We start from the raw sequence: 20387 nt of genomic DNA on the forward strand, positions 1-20387 counted from the left end.
CCTGGTTGATTCGGAGGGCCAATTGGCACCGAAGCCAAAAACGGACGCGGGCGGCCATGCCGCCCCCGCCTTGCAGAACTCGCGTTGCAACTCCGCCTGGCGGAGTCCGGGGCCCGCAGGCCCCGGCAGCCCTTACAGCGTGCGGGCGACTTCGATACGCTCGAAGCACTCGATCTGGTCGCCGGCCTTGACGTCGTTGTAGGCCTTCACGCCGATACCGCACTCGGTACCGTTGCGCACTTCCTCGACGTTTTCCTTGAAGCGACGCAGCGATTCCAGCTCGCCCTCGAACACCACGACGCTGTCGCGGAGTACGCGGATCGGCTTGCTGCGCTTCACCACGCCTTCGATGACCATGCAGCCTGCAACCGCGCCGAACTTCGAGCTGCGGAACACATCGCGGACCTGTGCGATGCCGATGATCTCTTCGCGGATTTCCACGCCGAGCAGACCGGAGGCCACCTGCTTCACCTGGTCGATCACGTCATAGATGATCGAGAAGTAACGCAGATCGATGCCGTTGGACTCGACGATCTTGCGGGCCGAGGCATCGGCACGCACGTTGAAGCCGATCACCGTGGCCTTGGAGGCCGCTGCCGAATTCGCATCGGATTCGGTGATGCCGCCCACGCCGGAGTGGATCACGTTGATGCGGATGTCGTCGTTGGACAACGCCACCAGCGATTGCTTGAGCGCTTCCACCGAGCCCTGCACGTCGGCCTTGATCACCAGGTTCAGCACCTGCTGGCCTTCACCCTTGCCCATCTGGGCCAGGATGTCTTCCATGCGGTTGCTGGCCGAGGCCACCAGACGCGACTCGCGACGCTTGGTTTCGCGCTGCTGCGCCACGTCCTTGGCCAGACGCTCGTCGTCGACGACCACGAAGTCGTCGCCGGCTTCCGGCACGCCGGACAGGCCGAGCACCTGCACCGGGATCGACGGGCCGGCCGAGGCCGGCTGGTGGCCAGTCTCGTCGAACAGCGCACGCACGCGGCCGTACTGGATGCCGCACACCAGGTAATCGCCACGCTTCAGCGCGCCCTGCTGCACCAGCACCGTGGCCACCGGGCCGCGGCCCTTGTCCAGCGAGGATTCGATCACGGTGCCGCTGGCGCGGCCTTCGGCCACTGCCTTGAGTTCCAGCACTTCGGCCTGCAGCGAGATCGCGTCCAGCAGCGTGTCCACACCGGTACCGACCTTGGCCGACACTTCGATGAACTGGGTATCGCCACCGAACTCTTCGGCCACCACGTTTTCGGCCAGCAATTCGTTCTTGACCCGCAGCGGATCGGCACCGGCCTTGTCGATCTTGTTCACCGCCACGATCAACGGAACGCCTGCCGCCTTGGCATGCGCCACCGCTTCCTTGGTCTGCGGCATCACGCCGTCATCGGCTGCAACCACCAGCACCACGATGTCGGTGATCTTGGCTCCACGGGCACGCATCGAGGTAAACGCGGCATGGCCGGGCGTATCCAGGAAGCTGATGACGCCACGGGCGGTTTCGACGTGGTACGCACCGATGTGCTGGGTGATGCCGCCGGCTTCGCCGGAGGCGATCTTGGTGCGACGGATGTAATCCAGCAGCGAGGTCTTGCCGTGATCGACGTGACCCATGATGGTCACCACCGGCGGACGCGGCGTGGCATCGCCCTGCGCATCCTCGGCATGTGCCAGCAGCGCATCCTCGAAGTCGGCATTGTCGGCACGCACGGCCTTGTGGCCGAGTTCTTCAGTCACCAGCGCGGCGGTGTCATGGTCGATGCTCTGGGTGATGGTCGCCATGACGCCCATCTTGAACAGCGCCTTGACCACGTCGCCGCCCTTGAGCGCGAGCTTCTGCGCCAGATCGGCAACGGTGATGGTCTCGCCGATCGCCACTTCGCGCACCACCGGTGCGGTCGGACGTTCGAATCCGTGCGGACCGCTGTTGCCCTGGTTGCCACCACGGCCATTGTCGTTGCCACGACGCGAGGACGACGAGCCCGGACGACCGGTCGGCTTGCCGCGCACGTTGGAACGGCGCGCACGATCTGCCGCGGACAGGTGCAACTGCCCGGCAAAACGCTTGGTCGCATCGTCGTCCTCGACACCGGCCACCATGACGTGCGAACCGCGCGTCTTGTGCTTGGCGGCATTGGAACGGTCGTCAGGACGCGCCGGCGTGGCCGGGCGCGATGCCGGCGATGCGCCAGCCGGACGGGCCGGACGCGGCGCAGACGACGGCGACGGTGCGCGTGCGGCAGGCGCTGCAGACGGTGCGGGTGCGGCAGCCACCGGCGCCGGCGCACTGGCAGCCGCAGCGGCTTCCTCGGCAGCCTTGCGCTCGGCTTCGGCGCGGTCGCGCGCAGCCTGTTCCTCTTCGCGCTTGCGCTGGATCGCCTCGTCGCGCAGGCGGTCGCTTTCGGCCAGTGCCTGCTGCTCGTCGAGATTGCGCTGACGCGAAGCGGCGAGCTTGGCCAGGATGTCGGCGCGCTCTTCGTCCGGCGTCATCGGCGCAGGACGGCCGCCGCCTTCGTTTTCGGACTTCACATAGGTGCGCTTCTGCCGCACTTCCACGTTGACCGTGGTCTTGGTGCGGCCGGCGCTGACCGTGACTTCCTGCAGCTTGCGCCGGTTGAGCGTGATCTTCTTGGCTGCTTCGCTCGCCGCTTCGGCGGGCGTCTCGGCCTTGCCATGCGTGCGACGCAGGAAGCCAAGCAGTTTCATCTTCTCGGTGCTGGTCACGACCTGGTCGGGACCGCTGAACTTCATTCCGGCCTCGGCCAGTTGAACCAGCAGTTTATCGACCGGCGTATTGACCAGTTCGGCAAGCTTGCGGATGGTGGTTTGCTGCGACATTCGGATCCTATGATCTGGTTGGCGCCCCCTCGCCCAGAGCAAGGGAAACGCTGATTCTAAGCCCTGATGGGGTCAGGGCGCGGTTCATTGCCGGCTCATTCGCCGCGCTCCAAACGGGCGATCTCCTCGGCGCGGGCCGCCAGGATCAGCGCCGCGGCGCGCTCCTGGGTCAGACCCTCGATGCCGAAGTCGACGATCTCGTCCGCTGCCAGGTCGGACAGGTCCTCGCTGGTGCGCACGCCGTGCTCGGCCAGAGCAAAGGCCGTTTCCTCGTCCATCCCCTCCAGCGCCAGCAGGTCCTCGGTGGGCTGAGTTCCTTCCAGGCCTTCTTCTTCTGCCAGCGCGGCGTTGAGCAACGCATCGCGGGCACGGGCGCGCAACTCTTCGACGATGTCTTCGTCGAAGCCTTCCACCGCCAGCAACTCGCCGACCGGCACGTAGGCGATTTCTTCGACCGTATTGAAGCCTTCGGTCACCAGGATCGCTGCGATTTCTTCGTCCACTTCCAGGCGATCCATGAACAACTGGCGCGCGGAGGTCTGCTCGGCTTCGGACTTGGCGGCCACCTGGTCGGCGGTCATCACGTTGAGCTGCCAACCGGTCAGGCGGCTGGCCAGACGCACGTTCTGGCCGCCCTTGCCGATCGCCTGGGCCAGGCGGTCTTCCGCCACGGCCAGATCCATCGAGTGCTTGTCTTCATCGACGATGATCGACTGCACTTCGGCCGGCGCCATCGCATTGATGACGAAGTTGGCCGGGTTCTCGTTCCACAGCACGATGTCCACGCGCTCGCCATTGAGCTCGTTGGATACCGCCTGCACGCGCGAACCACGCATGCCGATGCACGCGCCGATCGGATCGGTGCGGGTGTCGTGCGCGATCACCGCGATCTTGGCGCGGTCGCCCGGATCGCGTGCGCAGGCCTTGATCTCGACCAGGCCCTGACCCACTTCCGGCACTTCGAGCTTGAACAGCTCGATCATGAATTCCGGCGCGGCGCGACTGATGAACAGCTGCGGGCCACGTGGCTCGGAACGCACTTCGGCCAGATAGCCGCGCACGCGGTCGCCCGGGCGCAGCACGTCACGCGGAATGCCCTTGTCCTTGGGAATGAAGGCTTCGGCATTGCCGCCCAGATCGACAAAGATGTTGCCGCGCTCGGCGCGCTTGACCACACCGGTGATCAACTCGCCGACGCGATCCTTCCAGGCATCGACCACCTGCTGACGCTCGGCCTCGCGCACACGCTGCACGATCACCTGCTTGGCAGCCTGCGCCGCGATACGGCCGAAGTCCGGGTTTTCGATCTGTTCTTCGATGTAGTCTCCCACCTCGACGCCGTCGGCTTCGTCAACGGCATCCATCAGACGCACCTGGCGATCCGGGGATTCCATCACGACATCGTCGGCAACCACTTCCCAACGACGATAGGTTTCGTAGTTACCGTCCTTGTGGTCGATGGTCACGCGCGTCAGCACGTCCTGGTCGGGATAGCGCTTCTTCGCTGCGGAAGCCAGCGCGGCCTCGATCGCATCGAAGATCACTTCGCGCGGCACGCCCTTTTCGTTGGCCACCGCATCCACTACCAGCAAAAGTTCCTTGCTCATTTCGTCACTCCGCGCGCGGCTTGCCAGCCGCCGACTCGTTGGATGGTTTCTTCTTGTCGTGCCCGGGTTTTTTCGGGCCGGGCTTGTTCGGTTTTTGCGGGGCCAGGCCCAGGGCGACCCAATCCGGCAGGATGCGCGCCTTGTCGATGTTGTCGAAGCCGATCTGCACATCCTTGCCGTCGACGGCGAACACCACCGCATCCGCCTCGGAGTCGATCCGCACGATCTGGCCCTGGAAGCGGCGCCGGCCATCCTGCGCCAGCTTCAGCACGATCTTGGCGGACTCGCCAACGTGACGGCCGAACTGCTCCAGCGTGAACAACGGACGATCCACACCCGGCGAGGACACCTCGAGCGTGTAGTTGCCGGTGATGGGGTCTTCGACGTCGAGCTGGGCCGAGACTTCGCGGCTCACACGCTCGCAGTCGTCGACGTTGATGACACGCTCGGGCTGTTCGGCCAGCGGCACATCGATGTACAGGCGCAATGTGGCGCCACCTGGAGCGGGAAGATATTCCACACCCAGCAGTTCCAAGCCCAAGGACTCAACCGTTGGACTCAGCAGATTCGCGATTTCGGTCGCTTTTTCGCTCACAGACTGCCCTGATCAGATGATTGCCAGTAGAACCCCGGCAACCGGCAGCAAACTTTCCGGTTCCGGAAAAAACAAGGGGCCCGATGGGCCCCTTGCGTGAAAAAAGCCCGACCTCTCAGGGTCGGCGCAAAGACGGGAACATGCGTCTTTGCGATCCAAGAAGCTGAAGGACTGCCCTAAGGCATTGCATTAAAGCAGTACTTCAAAACTTGGTAGCGGGGGCAGGATTTGAACCTGCGACCTTCGGGTTATGAGCCCGACGAGCTGCCAGACTGCTCCACCCCGCAGCAGAAGCGGAATTATGAAGAACTTGAGCGGCAATTGCAAGCCCTAGTTTTTCATCGATTGAAAACCCCGGGGGGGTCTTCAACGTCGCGGCAAATGATAACCGCATTGCAACAAAAACGAAACAGCAATCACGACTTTATTTCAGTCGGCCCATCAACAGTGCGTGTGCACATGTGCCGCGAGGTCATGCCACGACTGTGACTCAGGCAAGGCCTGCAAATGCACGCTGGCACCACACCATGATCGGGCTCCAGGCCAGGCCCAGCGCAAGCAACGCAAGCGCGTTGACACCGAGCACGGTACCCAGCACACGGTCGTTGTTGGCCGGCAGCGGCTCGCCCACCGGCTCATCGAAGTACATGACCTTGATGACGCGCAGATAGTAGAAGGCGCCGATCACCGCGCAGAGCACACCGACCAGGGCCAGCCACAGCATGTCGCCATTTACTGCGGCGCTGAGCACCGCCAGCTTGGTCCAGAAGCCCAGGAACGGCGGGATACCCGCAAGCGAGGCCATGATGCACAGCACCAGGCCGGCCATCCACGGATTGCGTGCGTTGAGTCCCTTGAAATCATCGATGTTCTCGGCTTCGAAGCCGTTGCGCGACAACGCGATGATCGCGCCGAACGCGGCGGTCGACATGATGGTATAGCTCACCGCGTAGAACATCGCCGCGGCATAGCCTTCCTCGCCACCACCGGCCACGCCCATCAACAGAAAGCCGATGTGCGAGACGGTCGAGTACGCCAGCATGCGCTTGAGGTTGCTCTGCGCAATCGCCATCAGGTTGCCGATCACCAGCGACACCGCAGACAGGCCGCCGATCAACAGATGCCACTGCGGCGACAGCGGCCCCATGCCGACCTCGAGCAGGCGATACGCCATACCGAAGGCAGCGAGCTTGGGCGCAGAGCTGATGAACAAGGCAATCGGCGCCGGCGCCCCCTGATACACGTCAGGCAACCACATGTGGAACGGGGCAGCACCCAGCTTGAAGGCCACGCCGGCGATCATGAAGATGGTGCCGGTCAGCAGCAGCGTGCGCTCGTTGGAGCCTTCGATCGCGTCGTGGATGCCGCTCAGGCTCAGCGTACCGGTGGCGCCATAGACCAGCGACATGCCGTACAGCAGCAGGCCCGAGGCCAACGAACCGAGCACGAAGTACTTCATCGCCGCTTCGGTAGCCAGGCCGTTATCGCGATTGGAGGCGACCAATGCGTACGAGCACAGCGCGAGCAGTTCCAGGCCCAGGTACACCATCAGCAGGCTGCCGGCCGAGGTCAGCAGCATCATGCCGGCGGTGGCGAACAACACCAGCACCGGGATCTCGCCCTGGTAGAGATTGCGTTCGCGCAGGTAGGTCCAGCCATAGACCAGGCTCAGGCCACTGACCAGCACGATCACCGTCTTCATCACGTCGGCTGCGGTGTCGCGCACGAACATGCCGTGAAAGATCTCGCCCTGCCCGCCCGTACCGGTCGCCAACAGCGCGAACACCACCGCGAGCACGGCGACGGAGAACAGGTGGGTCCAGACCTTGTTCCGCTGGCTCACGAACAGGTCGAGCATCAGCAGTGCAAAGGCGCCGCCGATCAGCACCAGCTCCGGAACAAGCGGAGCCAGGTCAGCGGTGGTCAACGGCGCGAGCGTTGGCGTGGTCATCATCAAATCCTGGAAATCAAAACGTACGGCAAGCTGTTACAGCTTGGACGCGGCAATCTGGGTAGCCAGCTTGGCGATCGATGGTTCCATCAGATCGGTCAGCGGCTTCGGATACAGGCCCAGGGCCAGCACGCCAACGGCGAACACCCCCAGCACGAACGCCTCACGGCCATTGATGTCCTTCAGCTCGGCCACATGGGCATTGGCCACTTCGCCGAAGAACACGCGCTTGTAGAGCCACAGCGTATACGCGGCGGTGATCACCAGCGTGGTGGCGGCAGCGAAGGCAACCAGCGGATGCTTCTGGAAGCTAGCCAGGATCACCATGAACTCGCCGACGAAGCCACTGGTACCCGGCAGGCCAGCATTGGCCATGAAGAACAGCATGGAGAACGTCGCAAACCACGGCATCACGTTGACCACGCCACCGTAATCGGCGATGCGGCGGGTATGCATGCGGTCGTACAACACGCCGATGCAGGAGAACATCGCACCGGACACGAAGCCGTGCGAAATCATCTGCACCATCGCACCCTGCAGGCCCAGGCGGGCGGCATCGGTGCTGCCGTACTCACGCACCAGGGTGAAGGCGATGAAGGTGCCAAGGGTGACAAAGCCCATGTGCGCGATGGACGAATACGCCACCAGCTTCTTCATGTCGTCCTGCACCAGGGCTACCAGACCGACGTAGATCACCGCGATCAGCGACAGCGTGATCACCAGCCAGGCGAACTCGTGGCTTGCATCCGGCACGATCGGCAGGTTGAAGCGCAGGAAGCCGTAGCCACCGATCTTCAACGCGATCGCGGCCAGAATCACCGAACCGGCGGTCGGCGCTTCGACGTGCGCATCCGGCAGCCAGGTGTGCACCGGGAACATCGGCACCTTGACCGCGAACGCGATCAGGAAGGCGAAGAAGATCCAGGTCTGCTCCTTGGCGGTCAGCTGCAGCGCGTAGAGATCGGCCAGCTGGAAGCTGCCGCCCTTCAGGTACAGGTAGACCAGGCCCACCAGCATCAGCACCGAGCCGAGGAAGGTGTACAGGAAGAACTTCATCGCCGCGTAGATGCGCCGCGGACCGCCCCAGACGCCGATGATCAGGAACATCGGGATCAGCATGGCTTCGAAGAAGACATAGAACAGCATCGCGTCGGTCGCGGCAAAGATGCCGACCGTGACGCCTTCCAGGATCAGGAAGGCGGCCACGTACTGATTGACGCGTTTGTCGATCGAGCGCCAGGCACCGATCAGCGCCAGCACCGTCACCAGCGTGGTCAGCACGATCAACGCGACCGCGATGCCGTCCACGCCCAGGTTGTAGCCGATGTTGTAGGCCGGGATCCAGGCATGCAGTTCGATGAACTGCATGGCGTCATTGGCGGTGTCGTAGCCCAGCAGCGGCAGACTCAGCACAAAGGTCGCCACCGCCACCGCCAACGATGCCCAGCGGGCAGTCTCGGCGTTGCGCAACGCAAGGATCAAGGCGCCACCGATAATCGGCAGCCAGATCAAGATAGACAGTAAAGGCCAGTTCGACACGTTTTCTTATTCCGTACAGGTCAACGCCAGAAATGCATCAGTACCGCCAACAAGGCGATCAAACCGATGATCATTGCGAAGGCGTAGTGATAGAGGAAACCGGATTGCGTGCGACGCAGCAGATTTGCAGCCAGGTCGATCAGTCGGGCAGAACCATTGACGACGACACCGTCGACCACATGGGTATCGATGGCACGTGACGCCTTGCCAAGGACCACGCCGCCACCGGCGAAGCCATTGATCCAGAGCTTGTCGAAGCCGTACTTGTTTTCCAGCAGCCACACCACCGGCGCGAACGCCTTGCGCGACTTGGTGGCCAGTTCCGGCTTCCACAGATAGAACAGCGCAGCCAGCAGCAGACCGGCGACCGTCAGGAAGAACGGTGCCGCCATCATGCCATGCACCGCGAAGGCGACCGGGCCATGGAACTCTTCGGCCAGTGCGCCGACGGTGTCACGCGCCGGATCGTAGAAATCGACGATGCCGGTGAAGAACGACACTGCCTGCCCCTTGAGCGCATGCGCGGCGTGGTGGCCCTGCCAGTCGGTGCCGAACAGCATCGGACCGATGGTGAAGAAACCGATCGCCACCGACGGGATCGCCAGCAGGATCAACGGCAGCGTCACCACCCACTTGGATTCGTGCGGCTCGTGGGCACCATGGTGGCCATGACCGTGGTCGTCGTGGCCGTGCGTATTGTGTGCATGCACGTCGTGCGCATGACTATCGTGCGCGTGGACCTGCGCCTCGGCATCGGTGTGCGCACTGTCGTGGTGTGCATGCGCAGCGTGCGCATGGGCATCGCGGAAGCGTTCCTTGCCGTGGAAGGTCAGGAACAGCAGGCGGAAGCTGTAGAAGCTGGTCACCAGCACGCCGCCGAGCACTGCCCAATAACCATAGGTCGCGATCCAGCTATGCGACTCATGGGCATGGTGTGCGGCTGCCTCGATAATGGTGTCCTTGGAGTAGAAGCCGGAGAAGAACGGCGTGCCGACCAGTGCCAAGGTACCGATCACGCTGGTCCAGTAGGTCACCTTCATGTACTTGCGCAGGCCGCCCATCTTGCGCATGTCCTGCTCGTGGTGCATGCCGATGATGACCGAACCGGCCGCCAGGAACAGCAGCGCCTTGAAGAAGGCATGCGTCATCAGGTGGAACACGGCGGCCGAATACGCCGACACGCCCAGCGCCACGGTCATGTAGCCCAGCTGCGACAGCGTGGAGTACGCAACCACGCGCTTGATGTCGTTCTGCACGATGCCGATCAGGCCGGTGAAGAAGGCCGTGGTCGCACCGATGAACAGGATGAAGTTCAACGCGGTTTCCGACAGCTCGAACAGCGGCGACATGCGCGCGACCATGAAGATGCCGGCGGTCACCATCGTCGCGGCATGGATCAGTGCCGAAATCGGGGTCGGGCCTTCCATCGAGTCCGGCAGCCACACGTGCAACGGCACCTGCGCCGACTTGCCCATCGCGCCGATGAACAGGCAGATGCAGATCAGCGTCATCACGCTCCACTCATGCCCCGCGAACAGCTGCACCTTGGCACCGGCCATGGTGGTCGCGTTGGCGAACACGGTGGAGTAATCCAGCGAGCCGAACCACAGCAGCACACCGGCGATGCCGAGAATGAAGCCGAAGTCGCCGACGCGATTGACCAGGAACGCCTTCATGTTGGCGAACACGGCGGTCGGGCGCTTGAACCAGAAACCGATCAACAGGTAGGACACCAGACCCACCGCTTCCCAGCCGAAGAACAGCTGCAGGAAGTTGTTGCTCATCACCAGCGTGAGCATGGAGAAGGTGAACAACGAGATGTAGCTGAAGAAACGCTGGTAGCCCGGGTCTTCTTCCATGTAGCCGATGGTGTAGATGTGCACCAGCAGCGACACGAAGGTCACCACCACCATCATCATCGCGGTCAGGCGATCGACCATGAAGCCGACATGCGCCGAGTAGTTACCGACATCGAAGAAGGTGTACAGGTTCTGGTTGAACGGGCTGGCGCCCTGCTCCACCAGTTGATACAGCGTCAGGCACGACAGCACGCAGCTGACCGCCACACCCAGGATGGTGACGTATTGCGCGCCCTTGCGCCCTACCTGGCGACCGAACAGGCCGGCGATGATGCTGCCGACCAGCGGTGCAAGCACCACCGCGATCAACAGACTCTTGGAGAGAGTGATTTCCATCTACAGGTCAGCCCTTCAACGTATCGACTTCGGCCACATTGATCGTGCGGCGCGTGCGGAACAGAGTCACCAGGATCGCTAGGCCGATCGCAGCCTCCGCGGCGGCAACGGTCAGGATGAAGAACACGAACAGCTGACCGGCGGGGTCGCCAAGCTCGCGCGAGAACGCAATGAAGTTGACGTTGACCGACAGCAGCATCAGCTCGATCGACATCAGCAGCACGATGACGTTCTTGCGGTTGAGGAAGATGCCGGCCAGGGAGATGCAGAACAGCACCGCGCCCAGTCCCAGCAGGTGGCCCAAGGTAATCAAGACTTCGCCTCCTGTCCGTCGGCCGCATCCAGCTTCGGCGCGACCTGTACCGGCTTTTCAACCGCCATTTTGACCATGCGCAGACGATCGCCCGCCTTCACCCGCGACTGCTCGCCCGCATTCTGGTGCTTGATGCCAGTGCGCTTGCGCAGGGTCAGCATCACCGCGGCCACCACGGCCACGGTCAGGATCACCGCGGCGAACTCGAACGGCAGCAGGAACTGGGTATAGAGGGTCTTGGCCAGCCAGGTCAGGTTCGACACGTCGGCGGCCTGCGCAGCGGCGTTATCGGCCGGGAACGGTGCGGCACTGCGCGCCTTGACCCCGATCAGGGTGACCATCTGCGCCAGCATGGCAACCGCCACGATGACACCGACCGGCATGTACTTGACCCACCCTTCGCGCAGGCGGCTGGTGTCGATGTCCAGCATCATCACCACGAACAGGAACAGCACCATCACCGCGCCGACGTAGACCAGCACCAGCGTCACGCCGAGGAACTCGGCGCCGACCAGCAACCAGATGCATGCCATCGAGAAGAAGGTGAGGATCAGGCACAACACGGCGTACACCGGGTTGCGCACGCTGATCACCGCACCGGCGGACACGACCGCGACGGCGGAGAAGGCGTAAAAAGCAATAGTGACCCAGTCCATCATGACCTCAACGGAAGGCGGCATCGGCAGCGCGACGCTCGGCGATCTCGGTTTCAAACCGGTCTCCGATCGCCAGCAGCTGCGGCTTGTTGACAATGTTCTCGCCACGCTTCTCGAAGTGGTACTCGAGGATGTGCGTCTCGACGATCGAGTCCACCGGGCAGCTTTCTTCGCAGAAGCCGCAGAAGATGCACTTGAACAGATCGATGTCGTAGCGCGTGGTGCGGCGCGAGCCGTCCTCGCGCTTGGCCGAGTCGATGGTGATCGCCAGCGCCGGGCACACCGCTTCGCACAGCTTGCAGGCGATGCAGCGCTCTTCGCCGTTGGGATAGCGACGCAATGCGTGCAGGCCACGGAAACGCGGCGACTGCGGGAACTTCTCCATCGGGTACAGCACGGTGTACTTGGGCTTGAACGTGTATTTCAACGTCAGCCACAGGCCACCTAGCAGTTCGAGCAGAAGCAGGCTCTTGAAGTAATGGGTGATCTTGTTCATCAGTTACACGCCCTTCTGGATCACGCCGTAAAACACCATCAACGCCGTCACTGCGATCCACACGATCGTGAGCGGAATGAACACCTTCCAGCCCAGACGCATGATCTGGTCGTAGCGGTAGCGCGGGAAGCTGGCACGGAACCAGATGTAGGCGCTGGCGAAGAAGAACACCTTCATCAGCAGCCACGGCCAACCGCCCTTCCACAACCAGTCGATCCACGGCGAGATATCCGCATTGACCCAACCCTGGATCGGGCTCAACCAGCCGCCCAGGAAGAAGATCGAGATCAGGAAGCTGACCAGGATCATGTTGGCGTATTCGGCCAGGAAGAACAGCGCGAACGCACCGCCCGAGTACTCCACCATGTGGCCGGCGACGATTTCCGATTCGCCTTCCACCACGTCGAACGGCGCGCGGTTGGTTTCGGCGACGCCGGACACCCAGTACACGATGAACAACGGGAACAGCGGAATCAGGAACCAGTCGAAGAAGCCCGAGCTGCCCGCCTGCGCGAACACGATCTGGCTAAGGTTGACGCTGCCGGAGGCGATCATCACGCCGACCAGCGCAAAGCCCATCGCGATTTCGTAGCTGACCACCTGCGCGGCCGAGCGCATCGCACCCAGGAACGCGTACTTGGAGTTGGACGCCCAGCCGGCCAGGATGATGCCGTACACGCCCAGCGAGGTCATCGCCAGCAGATACAGCAAACCGACGTTGGCGTTGGACAGCACCAGCTGCGCGTCGAACGGCACCACCGACCAGGCCGCGAAGGCCGGCGCCAGGGTCAGCAGCGGCGCGATGATGAACATCGCCTTGTGCGAGCTGCTCGGTTGCACGATCTCCTTGAACAGGAGTTTGAACACGTCAGCGAAGGCCTGGAAGATACCCATGCCCACGTACATCGGCCCGTGACGCACGTGCATCCAGCCGATCAGCTTGCGCTCCCAGACCACGTAGAAGGCCACCGACACGATCACCGGCACGGTGATCAGCAGGATCTTCAGCACGGTCCACAGCACCACGCCGCCATCGCCCAGACCGACAAACCACTGGTGCAGGGGATCGACCAGGTTCAACAGCAATTCGTTCATGCAGCCACCACCGTTACACGACCGGCACCGAGCGGCGCGGTTGCGCCATGGCCGGATTCGATCCACACCGTGCCCGGTGCGACGCGCTTGTCCAGCACTACCGGCAACGTCGCCTTACCGGCGTCGGTACCGACCTTGACCATCTGACCAGCGCCGACCTGCAACTGCGCAGCCTGCTCCGGATGCATCGCCACACACGGCGCGATGTTGAGCGGATGCGATTGCAGCGCGGCGGCGCGACGCACCACCGCATCGGTGCGATAGATCGCAGCGGTGGCGGCAACTTCCAGCCCGTCGCTGCTCGCAGCCGGCTGCGCCGAGGCGACAGGGCTGACGGAACGGTTCTGCATGCCGGCACGCAGGCCGACCAGATCGATGAATTCGAAACCGGCCAGACCCAGCTCGCCACCGAGTGCACGCAGTACGCGCCAGCCTTCGCGCGCTTCGACCGGCAGGCGACCGGCGGCACGTGCGGTCTGCACGCGGCCATCCAGATTGGTCAGCGATGCGTCGATTTCCGGCAGCGCACCGATCGGCAGGATCACATCGGCCACGTCGCGCGTCGAGACGCAGGCAAACTGGCTGAACGCGACCACCTTGGCACCCGCCAGGGCGCTGCGTGCAGCGGCGGCATCGGCGAAATCCAGACCCGGCTCGATGCCATACAGCACGTAGGCCTGGCGCGGCTGCGCCAGCATGCCGGCGACATCGCGTGCGGTCGGCAGCACACCCTGCGACACCAGACCGACCGCGTTCGCACCCTGCGGGATGCGGCACAGCGAGGCGCCGGTTGCAGCGGCGAAGTCGCGTGCAGCGGCACGCAATGCGGCAGCCTGCGGGTGGTTTTCAGCCAGTGCGCCGACCACGATCACGGCGCGTGTGGCGCCCTTGACCGCATCGCGCAACGCCGCATCGTCCAGGGCACCGGCCAGCTGCGACGGCGCAACGACCGTGCGGCTTGCCTGGGTGAAGGCAAAATCGAAATCGACCGGGTTGACCGAATGGATCTGCGTTCCGTTCTGGATGCTGGCCTTGCGCAGGCGGGCATGCAGCAACGGCAGCTCGTGGCGTACGTTGGTGCCGAACAGCACCACTACATCGGCGCGCTCGATCTCGGCCAGCGGCGTGGCGAACGCTTCGGCCACCGCAGCATCGGAGAAATCACGGTTGAGCAGGCGGTGATCCAGATTGCCGCTGTTCAGGCCTTCGGCCAGACGTGCGAGCAAGGCGCCCTCTTCGTTGGAGGTGGACGGATGCACCAGCACACCGAGCTGATCGCCGGCGTTGTCACGCAGGATCTGCGTCGCGGCGGCCAGACCTTCGGCCCAGCTCACCTCGGTCCACTGCCCGTTGACCTTCTTCATTGGCTTGACCGCACGGTCTTCCGCATACAGGCCCTGATGCGAATAACGATCGCGATCGGACAGCCAGCACTCGTTGACCGCCTCGTTCTCGCGCGGCACGGTGCGCAGCACTTCGCCGCGACGCACGTGCAGGAACAGATTCGAGCCCATCGCATCGTGGTAGCCGAGCGACTCGCGCGCCATCAGCTCCCACGGACGCGCACGGAACTGGAACACCTTGTTGGTCAGCGCGCCCACCGGGCAGACGTCGATGACGTTGCCGGAGATTTCGGTGGTCAGCGGCTTGCCGTCGTAGGTGCCGATCTGCAGGTTCTCGCCGCGATACATGCCACCCAGCTCGTAGGTGCCGGCAATGTCTGCGGTGAAACGCACGCAACGGGTGCACTGGATGCAGCGGGTCATTTCGGTGGCAACCAGCGGACCGATGTCCTCGTCCGGCACCACGCGCTTGCGCTCGTTGAAGCGGCTGACCGAACGGCCGTAACCAAGCGACACGTCCTGCAGTTCGCACTCGCCGCCCTGATCGCAGATCGGGCAGTCCAGCGGATGGTTGATCAGCAGGAACTCCATAACGCTGCGCTGGTATTTCAGCGCCTTTTCGCTACGCGTGGTGACCTTCATGCCGTCCATCACCGGCGTGGCGCAGGCGGGCGACGGCTTCGGGGATTTCTCGACGTCCACCAGGCACATGCGGCAGTTGGCCGCGATCGGCAGCTTCTCGTGGTAGCAGAAGCGCGGGATCGGGATGCCGGCCTTGTCGGCCGCCTGGATGATCATCGAACCCTTCGGCACCACCAGGGACTGCCCGTCGATCTCGACGGTGACATGGTCCGGTGGCACGTTGGGGTTCACTGGTTGGGCGCTCATGCGGCCACTCCGACGTGCGTGTCGACGATCGAACGACCGTTGACGATGTAGTACTCGAACTCGTCCCAGAACTGGCGCAGGAAGCCTTGGATCGGCCACGCCGCCGCCTCGCCGAAGGCGCAGATGGTGTGTCCTTCGATCTGGCCGGCAACGGTGCGCAGCTGATGCAGGTCTTCCATCGTCGCCTTGCCGGCGACGATGCGCTCCAGCACGCGGTGCATCCAGCCGGTGCCCTCGCGGCACGGGGTGCACTGGCCGCAGGATTCCTTGTGGAAGAACTGCGAGATGCGGCAGGCGAAGCGCACGCAGCACACGCTGTCATCCAGCACCACGATCGCACCCGACCCCAGGCCGGTGCCGAGCGCACGCAAGGTGTCGTAGTCCATCTGCAGCCCGGCGACCTGGTCGGCCTTCAGCACCGGCATCGACACGCCGCCAGGCACCACGCCCTTGAGCTTGCGGCCCGGACGCAGGCCACCGGCCATTTCCAGCAGTTCGTCGAAGGTGGTGCCGAGCGGCACTTCGAAATTACCGCCCTTCTGCACGCAGCCGGACACCGAGAAGATCTTCGGGCCGCCGTTCTTGGTCTTGCTCAGCCCCAGGAACCACTCTGGGCCGTTGCGAATGATCGCCGGCACCGACGCATAGGTCTCGGTGTTGTTGATGGTGGTCGGCTTGCCGTACAGGCCGAAGTTGGCCGGGAACGGCGGCTTGTAGCGCGGCTGGCCCTTCTTGCCTTCCAGCGATTCCATCAGCGCGGTTTCTTCGCCGCAGATGTAGGCACCGGCACCCAGCGCACCGTAGATATCGATATCCACGCCGCTGCCGAGGATGTTCTTGCCCAGCCAGCCGTTGGCATAGGCATCGGCCAGCGCCAGCTCGAAGTTCTCGAACGGCTCGTGGTGGAACTCGCCACGCAGATAGTTGTAGCCCACGGTCGAGCCGGTGGCGTAGCAGGCGATCGCCATGCCCTCCACCACCGAGTGCGGGTTGTAACGCAGGATGTCGCGGTCCTTGCAGGTGCCCGGCTCGGATTCGTCCGAATTGCACAGGATGTACTTCTGCATCGTGCCCTTGGGCATGAACGACCACTTCAGGCCAGTCGGGAAGCCTGCGCCGCCACGGCCGCGCAGGTTGGACGCCTTGACCATCTCGATGACGTCGGCCGGCGCGATCTTCTCTTCGAGGATCTTGCGCAGCGCGGCGTAGCCACCGGTTTTCAGATAGCTCTCGTACGACCACGGGGTGTCGTAGTGCAGCGTCGTGTAGACGACCTGATGTGGCAACGGCGCCGGACCGACCGGGCCTGAGGGTGCGTGATGATGTGCCATGTCTTACTCCAGCCCGTCCAGCAGCGCGTCGACCTTCTCTTTCGTCAGGTGCTCGTGGTAATGGCCGTTGATGACCATCATCGGCGCTGCAGAGCAGGCCGCCAGGCACTCTTCTTCGCGCTTGAGGTAGACGCGGCCATCGGCTGTCGACTGCCCCAGCTTGCAACCCAGTTTCTTTTCCGCGTGCGCCAGCAGATCTTCGGCGCCGTTGAGCCAGCAGCTGATGTTGGTGCAGAACGCCACGTTGTGGCGGCCGACCTTCTCGGTCTCGAACATCGAGTAGAAGCTGGCGACCTCGTAGGCCCACACCGGCGGCAGGTCAAGATACTTGGCCACGCCGACAATCAGCTCGTCGGTCAGCCAGCCCTGGTTCTGCTCCTGCGCAGCGTGCAGGCCCTGCAGCACGGCCGAACGCTTGCGATCGGGCGGAAACTTGCTCAACCAGTGATCGATGTGCGCGCGCGTCTTGTCGCTCAGCACCACCTGCGGATCGACGTCGCGCGCCGCTTCGAAATTACCCGTCGCCTTCATCGGTCAACCTCACCGAAAACCAAATCGTAAGTACCGATCATCGCCACGACGTCGGCCAGCAGATAGCCACGCACCACTGCGTCCATCGACGACAGATGCGCAAAGCCCGGCGCGCGCAGATGCACGCGGAACGGCTTGTTGGCGCCATCGGACATCAGATAGCAGCCGAATTCGCCCTTGGGCGCTTCGACCGCGCAATAGGTTTCGCCAGCCGGCACGCAGTAGCCTTCACTGAACAGCTTGAAGTGATGGATCAGCGCTTCCATGTCGTCCTTCATGCCTTCGCGGCTTGGCGGAGCGACCTTGAAATTGGTGACCATGACCGGGCCGGGGTTGGCCTTCAGCCACTTCACGCATTGCTTGATGATGCGGTTGGACTCGCGCATCTCGGCCACGCGCACCAGATAGCGGTCGTAGCAATCGCCATTGGTGCCGACCGGCACGTCGAACTCCACCGCGTCGTACTTGGCGTACGGCTGCTTCTTGCGCAGGTCCCATTCGATGCCCGAGCCACGCAGCATCGGGCCGGTCATGCCCCAGGCACGCGCCAGATCCGGGCTGATGATGCCGACGTCGACGGTACGCTGCTTCCAGATACGGTTATCGGTCAGCAGCGTCTCGTACTCGTCCACACGCGACGGGAACGTATTGGTGAAATCCTCGAGGAAGTCCAGCATCGAGCCTTCGCGCGCTGCATTGAGCTTCTTCAGTGCCCCGCCCTTGTGCCAGCGGGATTCCTTGTACTTGGGCATGCGATCGGGCAGATCGCGATACACGCCGCCGGGACGGTAGTAGGCAGCGTGCATGCGCGCGCCACTGACCGCCTCGTAGACGTCCATCAATTCTTCGCGCTCGCGGAACGCGTACAGCATCACCGCCATCGCGCCCAGGTCGAGCGCGTTGGAACCGACCCACATCAGGTGGTTCTTGATGCGGGTGATCTCGTCGAACATGGTGCGGATGTAGTGCGCACGCTCGGGCACTTCGATGCCCATCAGGGACTCGATCGCGCGCACGTAGGCGTGCTCGTTGCACATCATCGACACGTAATCCAGGCGGTCCATGTACGGAACCGACTGGTTGAACGGCTTGGATTCGGCCAGCTTCTCGGTGCCACGGTGCAGCAGGCCGATATGCGGATCGGCGCGCACCACGGTCTCGCCGTCCATTTCCAGGATCAGGCGCAGCACGCCGTGCGCCGCAGGATGCTGCGGGCCGAAGTTCATCGTGTAATTGCGGATTTCCTGCTTGCTTTCGACAGGATTGCTCGCGAAGGCATCGGTTGCCTGGCGGAACTCACTCACTTGGCGGTCTCCGACTTGCCCACTTCACCAGCGGCAGTCTCATAACGGGCGTCGTCGCGGATCACGCGCGGCACACCGACGCGCGGCTCGACCGAGGTCACCGGCTCGTACACGACACGCTTGCGCTCATCGTCGTAACGCACTTCGACGTTGCCGATCAGCGGGAAATCCTTGCGGAACGGATGGCCGACAAATCCGTAGTCGGTCAGGATGCGGCGCAGGTCCGGATGACCATCGAAGACGATGCCGAACAGGTCGAAGGCTTCGCGTTCGAACCAGTTCACGCCGGGCCAGATATCGGTCAACGAGGCCACCATCGGTACCTGCTCGTCCGGTGCGTAGCAACGCACGCGCAGACGCTGGTTGTGCTGGTAGGAGATCAGCTGCGCGACCACCGCAAAACGCTGCTTGGGCATGTGCTGCGGATGGGCGCCGCCGGAGCTTTCCTGGCTGGGAAATTCGCCCCAGGCGAAACGACCGACGGCCTTGCCCTCGACGCCGCGGCTGAAGCCCTGCGACGACACGTCGGCGGTATCCCACTCGTCGCTGCCGTAGCCCAGGTAATCGACGCCGCACAGGTCGCTGAGCTGTTCGAAACCGAGCTCGTCGCGCAGGGCCAGACAGGTGGCGTGCCAATCGGCCGCAGCGACTTCCAGCGTCACTTCGCCGCGCGGCAATGCCACGGCGATCTGCGCACCGGCGAAACGTGCCGCAAGTCGGTCAGTGAAGGAAGATGCTTGCTCTGCCATGGGGGCTTGGCTGCTCTCAGTAGAAGAAGACGGGTGTCAGCGCGCGATGGTCTGGGTACGCCAGATCTTCTTCTGCAGCTGCAGGATGCCGTATACCAGCGCCTCGGCGGTCGGCGGGCAACCGGGGACGTAGATGTCCACCGGCACGATGCGATCGCAACCGCGCACCACCGAATACGAATAGTGATAGTAGCCGCCGCCATTGGCGCAGCTGCCCATCGAGATGACCCACTTCGGGTCCGGCATCTGGTCGTAGACCTTGCGCAGCGCCGGGGCCATCTTGTTGACCAGCGTGCCGGCCACGATCATCACGTCGGACTGGCGCGGCGACGGGCGGAACACCACGCCGTAGCGGTCCAGATCCAGACGCGCGGCACCGGCATGCATCATCTCGACCGCGCAGCAGGCCAGGCCGAAGGTCATCGGCCACATCGAGCCGGTGCGCGCCCAGTTCAGCAGCGCATCGACGCTGGTGGTCACATAGCCCTTCTCGAGCAGCGGGTTTTCGCCTTCCGGGCGCAGGATGTCTTCCACCCGGCCTTCCGGCATCGGGTTGGTCATCAGACGATCCAGGGTCTGAATCACTCCCATTCCAGCGCTCCCTTCTTCCACACGTAGATAAAGCCAAGGAACAACATGCCGACGAACAGGCCCATGGTGACCAGCGAACGTGCGCCGATCTCCATGAACACCTGTGTCCACGGCACGATGAAGATGATTTCCAGATCGAACACGATGAACTGGATCGCGATCAGGTAGTAGCGCACGTCGAACTTCATGCGCGCGTCTTCGAAGGCTTCGAAGCCACACTCGTAAGGCGAGAGCTTGCGCGGGTCCGGACTACGCGGACCGAGGAATCGACCGACCAGCATCAGCACGATGCCGATACCGGTGGCGACGATCAGAAACAGCAGACTCGGCAAATATTCGGCCAGCACAGCGATTCTCTCTTG

17 protein-coding genes and 1 tRNA gene are annotated in these 20387 nt (G+C 63.4%); all 18 read right to left on the reverse strand.

Annotated features, from left to right (window positions below):
* Positions 1-132: 132 nt before the first annotated feature.
* Complete coding sequence (gene infB / locus DGN21_RS12475; protein WP_160954463.1) at positions 133-2841, reverse strand: translation initiation factor IF-2; 2709 nt, start codon at positions 2839-2841, stop codon at positions 133-135.
* 95 nt (positions 2842-2936) lie between these two features.
* A complete protein-coding gene (nusA, locus tag DGN21_RS12480) occupies positions 2937-4448 on the reverse strand; it encodes a transcription termination factor NusA (protein WP_024937970.1) in 1512 nt (503 codons plus the stop codon).
* A 4-nt stretch (positions 4449-4452) separates the two neighbouring features.
* Positions 4453-5043, reverse strand: coding sequence for a ribosome maturation factor RimP (rimP, locus tag DGN21_RS12485; RefSeq protein ID WP_024937971.1), 591 nt, complete (start codon positions 5041-5043; stop codon positions 4453-4455).
* 210 nt (positions 5044-5253) lie between these two features.
* Positions 5254-5330: transfer RNA gene (locus tag DGN21_RS12490), tRNA-Met, on the reverse strand.
* 203 nt (positions 5331-5533) lie between these two features.
* Positions 5534-6994 (reverse strand): NADH-quinone oxidoreductase subunit NuoN, encoded by a 1461-nt coding sequence (nuoN, locus tag DGN21_RS12495; RefSeq protein WP_024937972.1) that lies wholly within the window; start codon positions 6992-6994, stop codon positions 5534-5536.
* Positions 6995-7030: 36 nt separating this feature from the next.
* Positions 7031-8533 (reverse strand): NADH-quinone oxidoreductase subunit M, encoded by a 1503-nt coding sequence (locus tag DGN21_RS12500; protein WP_039522180.1) that lies wholly within the window; start codon positions 8531-8533, stop codon positions 7031-7033.
* Positions 8534-8553: 20 nt separating this feature from the next.
* Positions 8554-10728, reverse strand: a complete 2175-nt coding sequence (gene nuoL, locus DGN21_RS12505; RefSeq protein ID WP_126965971.1) for an NADH-quinone oxidoreductase subunit L — start codon at positions 10726-10728, stop codon at positions 8554-8556.
* A 7-nt stretch (positions 10729-10735) separates the two neighbouring features.
* Positions 10736-11041 carry an NADH-quinone oxidoreductase subunit NuoK gene (gene nuoK / locus DGN21_RS12510; protein WP_006450557.1) on the reverse strand — a complete coding sequence of 102 codons (306 nt, stop codon included), beginning with the start codon at positions 11039-11041 and terminating at the stop codon, positions 10736-10738.
* Positions 11038-11700: an NADH-quinone oxidoreductase subunit J gene (locus DGN21_RS12515; protein ID WP_172837831.1), complete on the reverse strand. Its 663-nt coding sequence runs from the start codon at positions 11698-11700 to the stop codon at positions 11038-11040. Before DGN21_RS12515 ends, nuoK begins: the two co-directional genes overlap by 4 nt.
* 4 nt (positions 11701-11704) lie before the next feature.
* A complete protein-coding gene (gene nuoI, locus DGN21_RS12520) occupies positions 11705-12193 on the reverse strand; it encodes an NADH-quinone oxidoreductase subunit NuoI (RefSeq protein WP_002810206.1) in 489 nt (162 codons plus the stop codon).
* 3 nt (positions 12194-12196) lie between these two features.
* On the reverse strand, positions 12197-13288 hold the full coding sequence (nuoH, locus tag DGN21_RS12525) for an NADH-quinone oxidoreductase subunit NuoH (protein WP_039522183.1): 1092 nt from the start codon (positions 13286-13288) through the stop codon (positions 12197-12199).
* Positions 13285-15519: an NADH-quinone oxidoreductase subunit NuoG gene (nuoG, locus tag DGN21_RS12530; protein WP_126965970.1), complete on the reverse strand. Its 2235-nt coding sequence runs from the start codon at positions 15517-15519 to the stop codon at positions 13285-13287. The genes nuoH and nuoG overlap by 4 nt, the downstream gene beginning before the upstream one ends.
* Complete coding sequence (gene nuoF, locus DGN21_RS12535; RefSeq protein ID WP_024937978.1) at positions 15516-16850, reverse strand: NADH-quinone oxidoreductase subunit NuoF; 1335 nt, start codon at positions 16848-16850, stop codon at positions 15516-15518. Before nuoF ends, nuoG begins: the two co-directional genes overlap by 4 nt.
* Positions 16851-16853: 3 nt before the next feature.
* On the reverse strand, positions 16854-17381 hold the full coding sequence (gene nuoE, locus DGN21_RS12540; RefSeq protein ID WP_016902996.1) for an NADH-quinone oxidoreductase subunit NuoE: 528 nt from the start codon (positions 17379-17381) through the stop codon (positions 16854-16856).
* The gene (locus DGN21_RS12545; protein ID WP_016902995.1) at positions 17378-18685 is read right to left on the reverse strand and encodes an NADH-quinone oxidoreductase subunit D; all 1308 of its coding nucleotides are present in this window, start codon (positions 18683-18685) and stop codon (positions 17378-17380) included. Before DGN21_RS12545 ends, nuoE begins: the two co-directional genes overlap by 4 nt.
* A complete protein-coding gene (locus tag DGN21_RS12550) occupies positions 18682-19434 on the reverse strand; it encodes an NADH-quinone oxidoreductase subunit C (protein WP_126965969.1) in 753 nt (250 codons plus the stop codon). The genes DGN21_RS12545 and DGN21_RS12550 overlap by 4 nt, the downstream gene beginning before the upstream one ends.
* 36 nt (positions 19435-19470) lie before the next feature.
* Entirely contained in the window at positions 19471-20025 is a 555-nt protein-coding gene (locus DGN21_RS12555; protein WP_016944318.1) for an NADH-quinone oxidoreductase subunit B, read from the reverse strand.
* Positions 20016-20372 carry an NADH-quinone oxidoreductase subunit A gene (locus DGN21_RS12560; RefSeq protein WP_003485539.1) on the reverse strand — a complete coding sequence of 119 codons (357 nt, stop codon included), beginning with the start codon at positions 20370-20372 and terminating at the stop codon, positions 20016-20018. The genes DGN21_RS12555 and DGN21_RS12560 overlap by 10 nt, the downstream gene beginning before the upstream one ends.
* Positions 20373-20387 lie beyond the last annotated feature (15 nt).

Origin of the sequence: Xanthomonas sp. MLO165 (assembly GCF_018831305.1) — a bacterium.
GTDB classification, from domain to species: Bacteria; Pseudomonadota; Gammaproteobacteria; order Xanthomonadales; family Xanthomonadaceae; genus Xanthomonas; species Xanthomonas arboricola.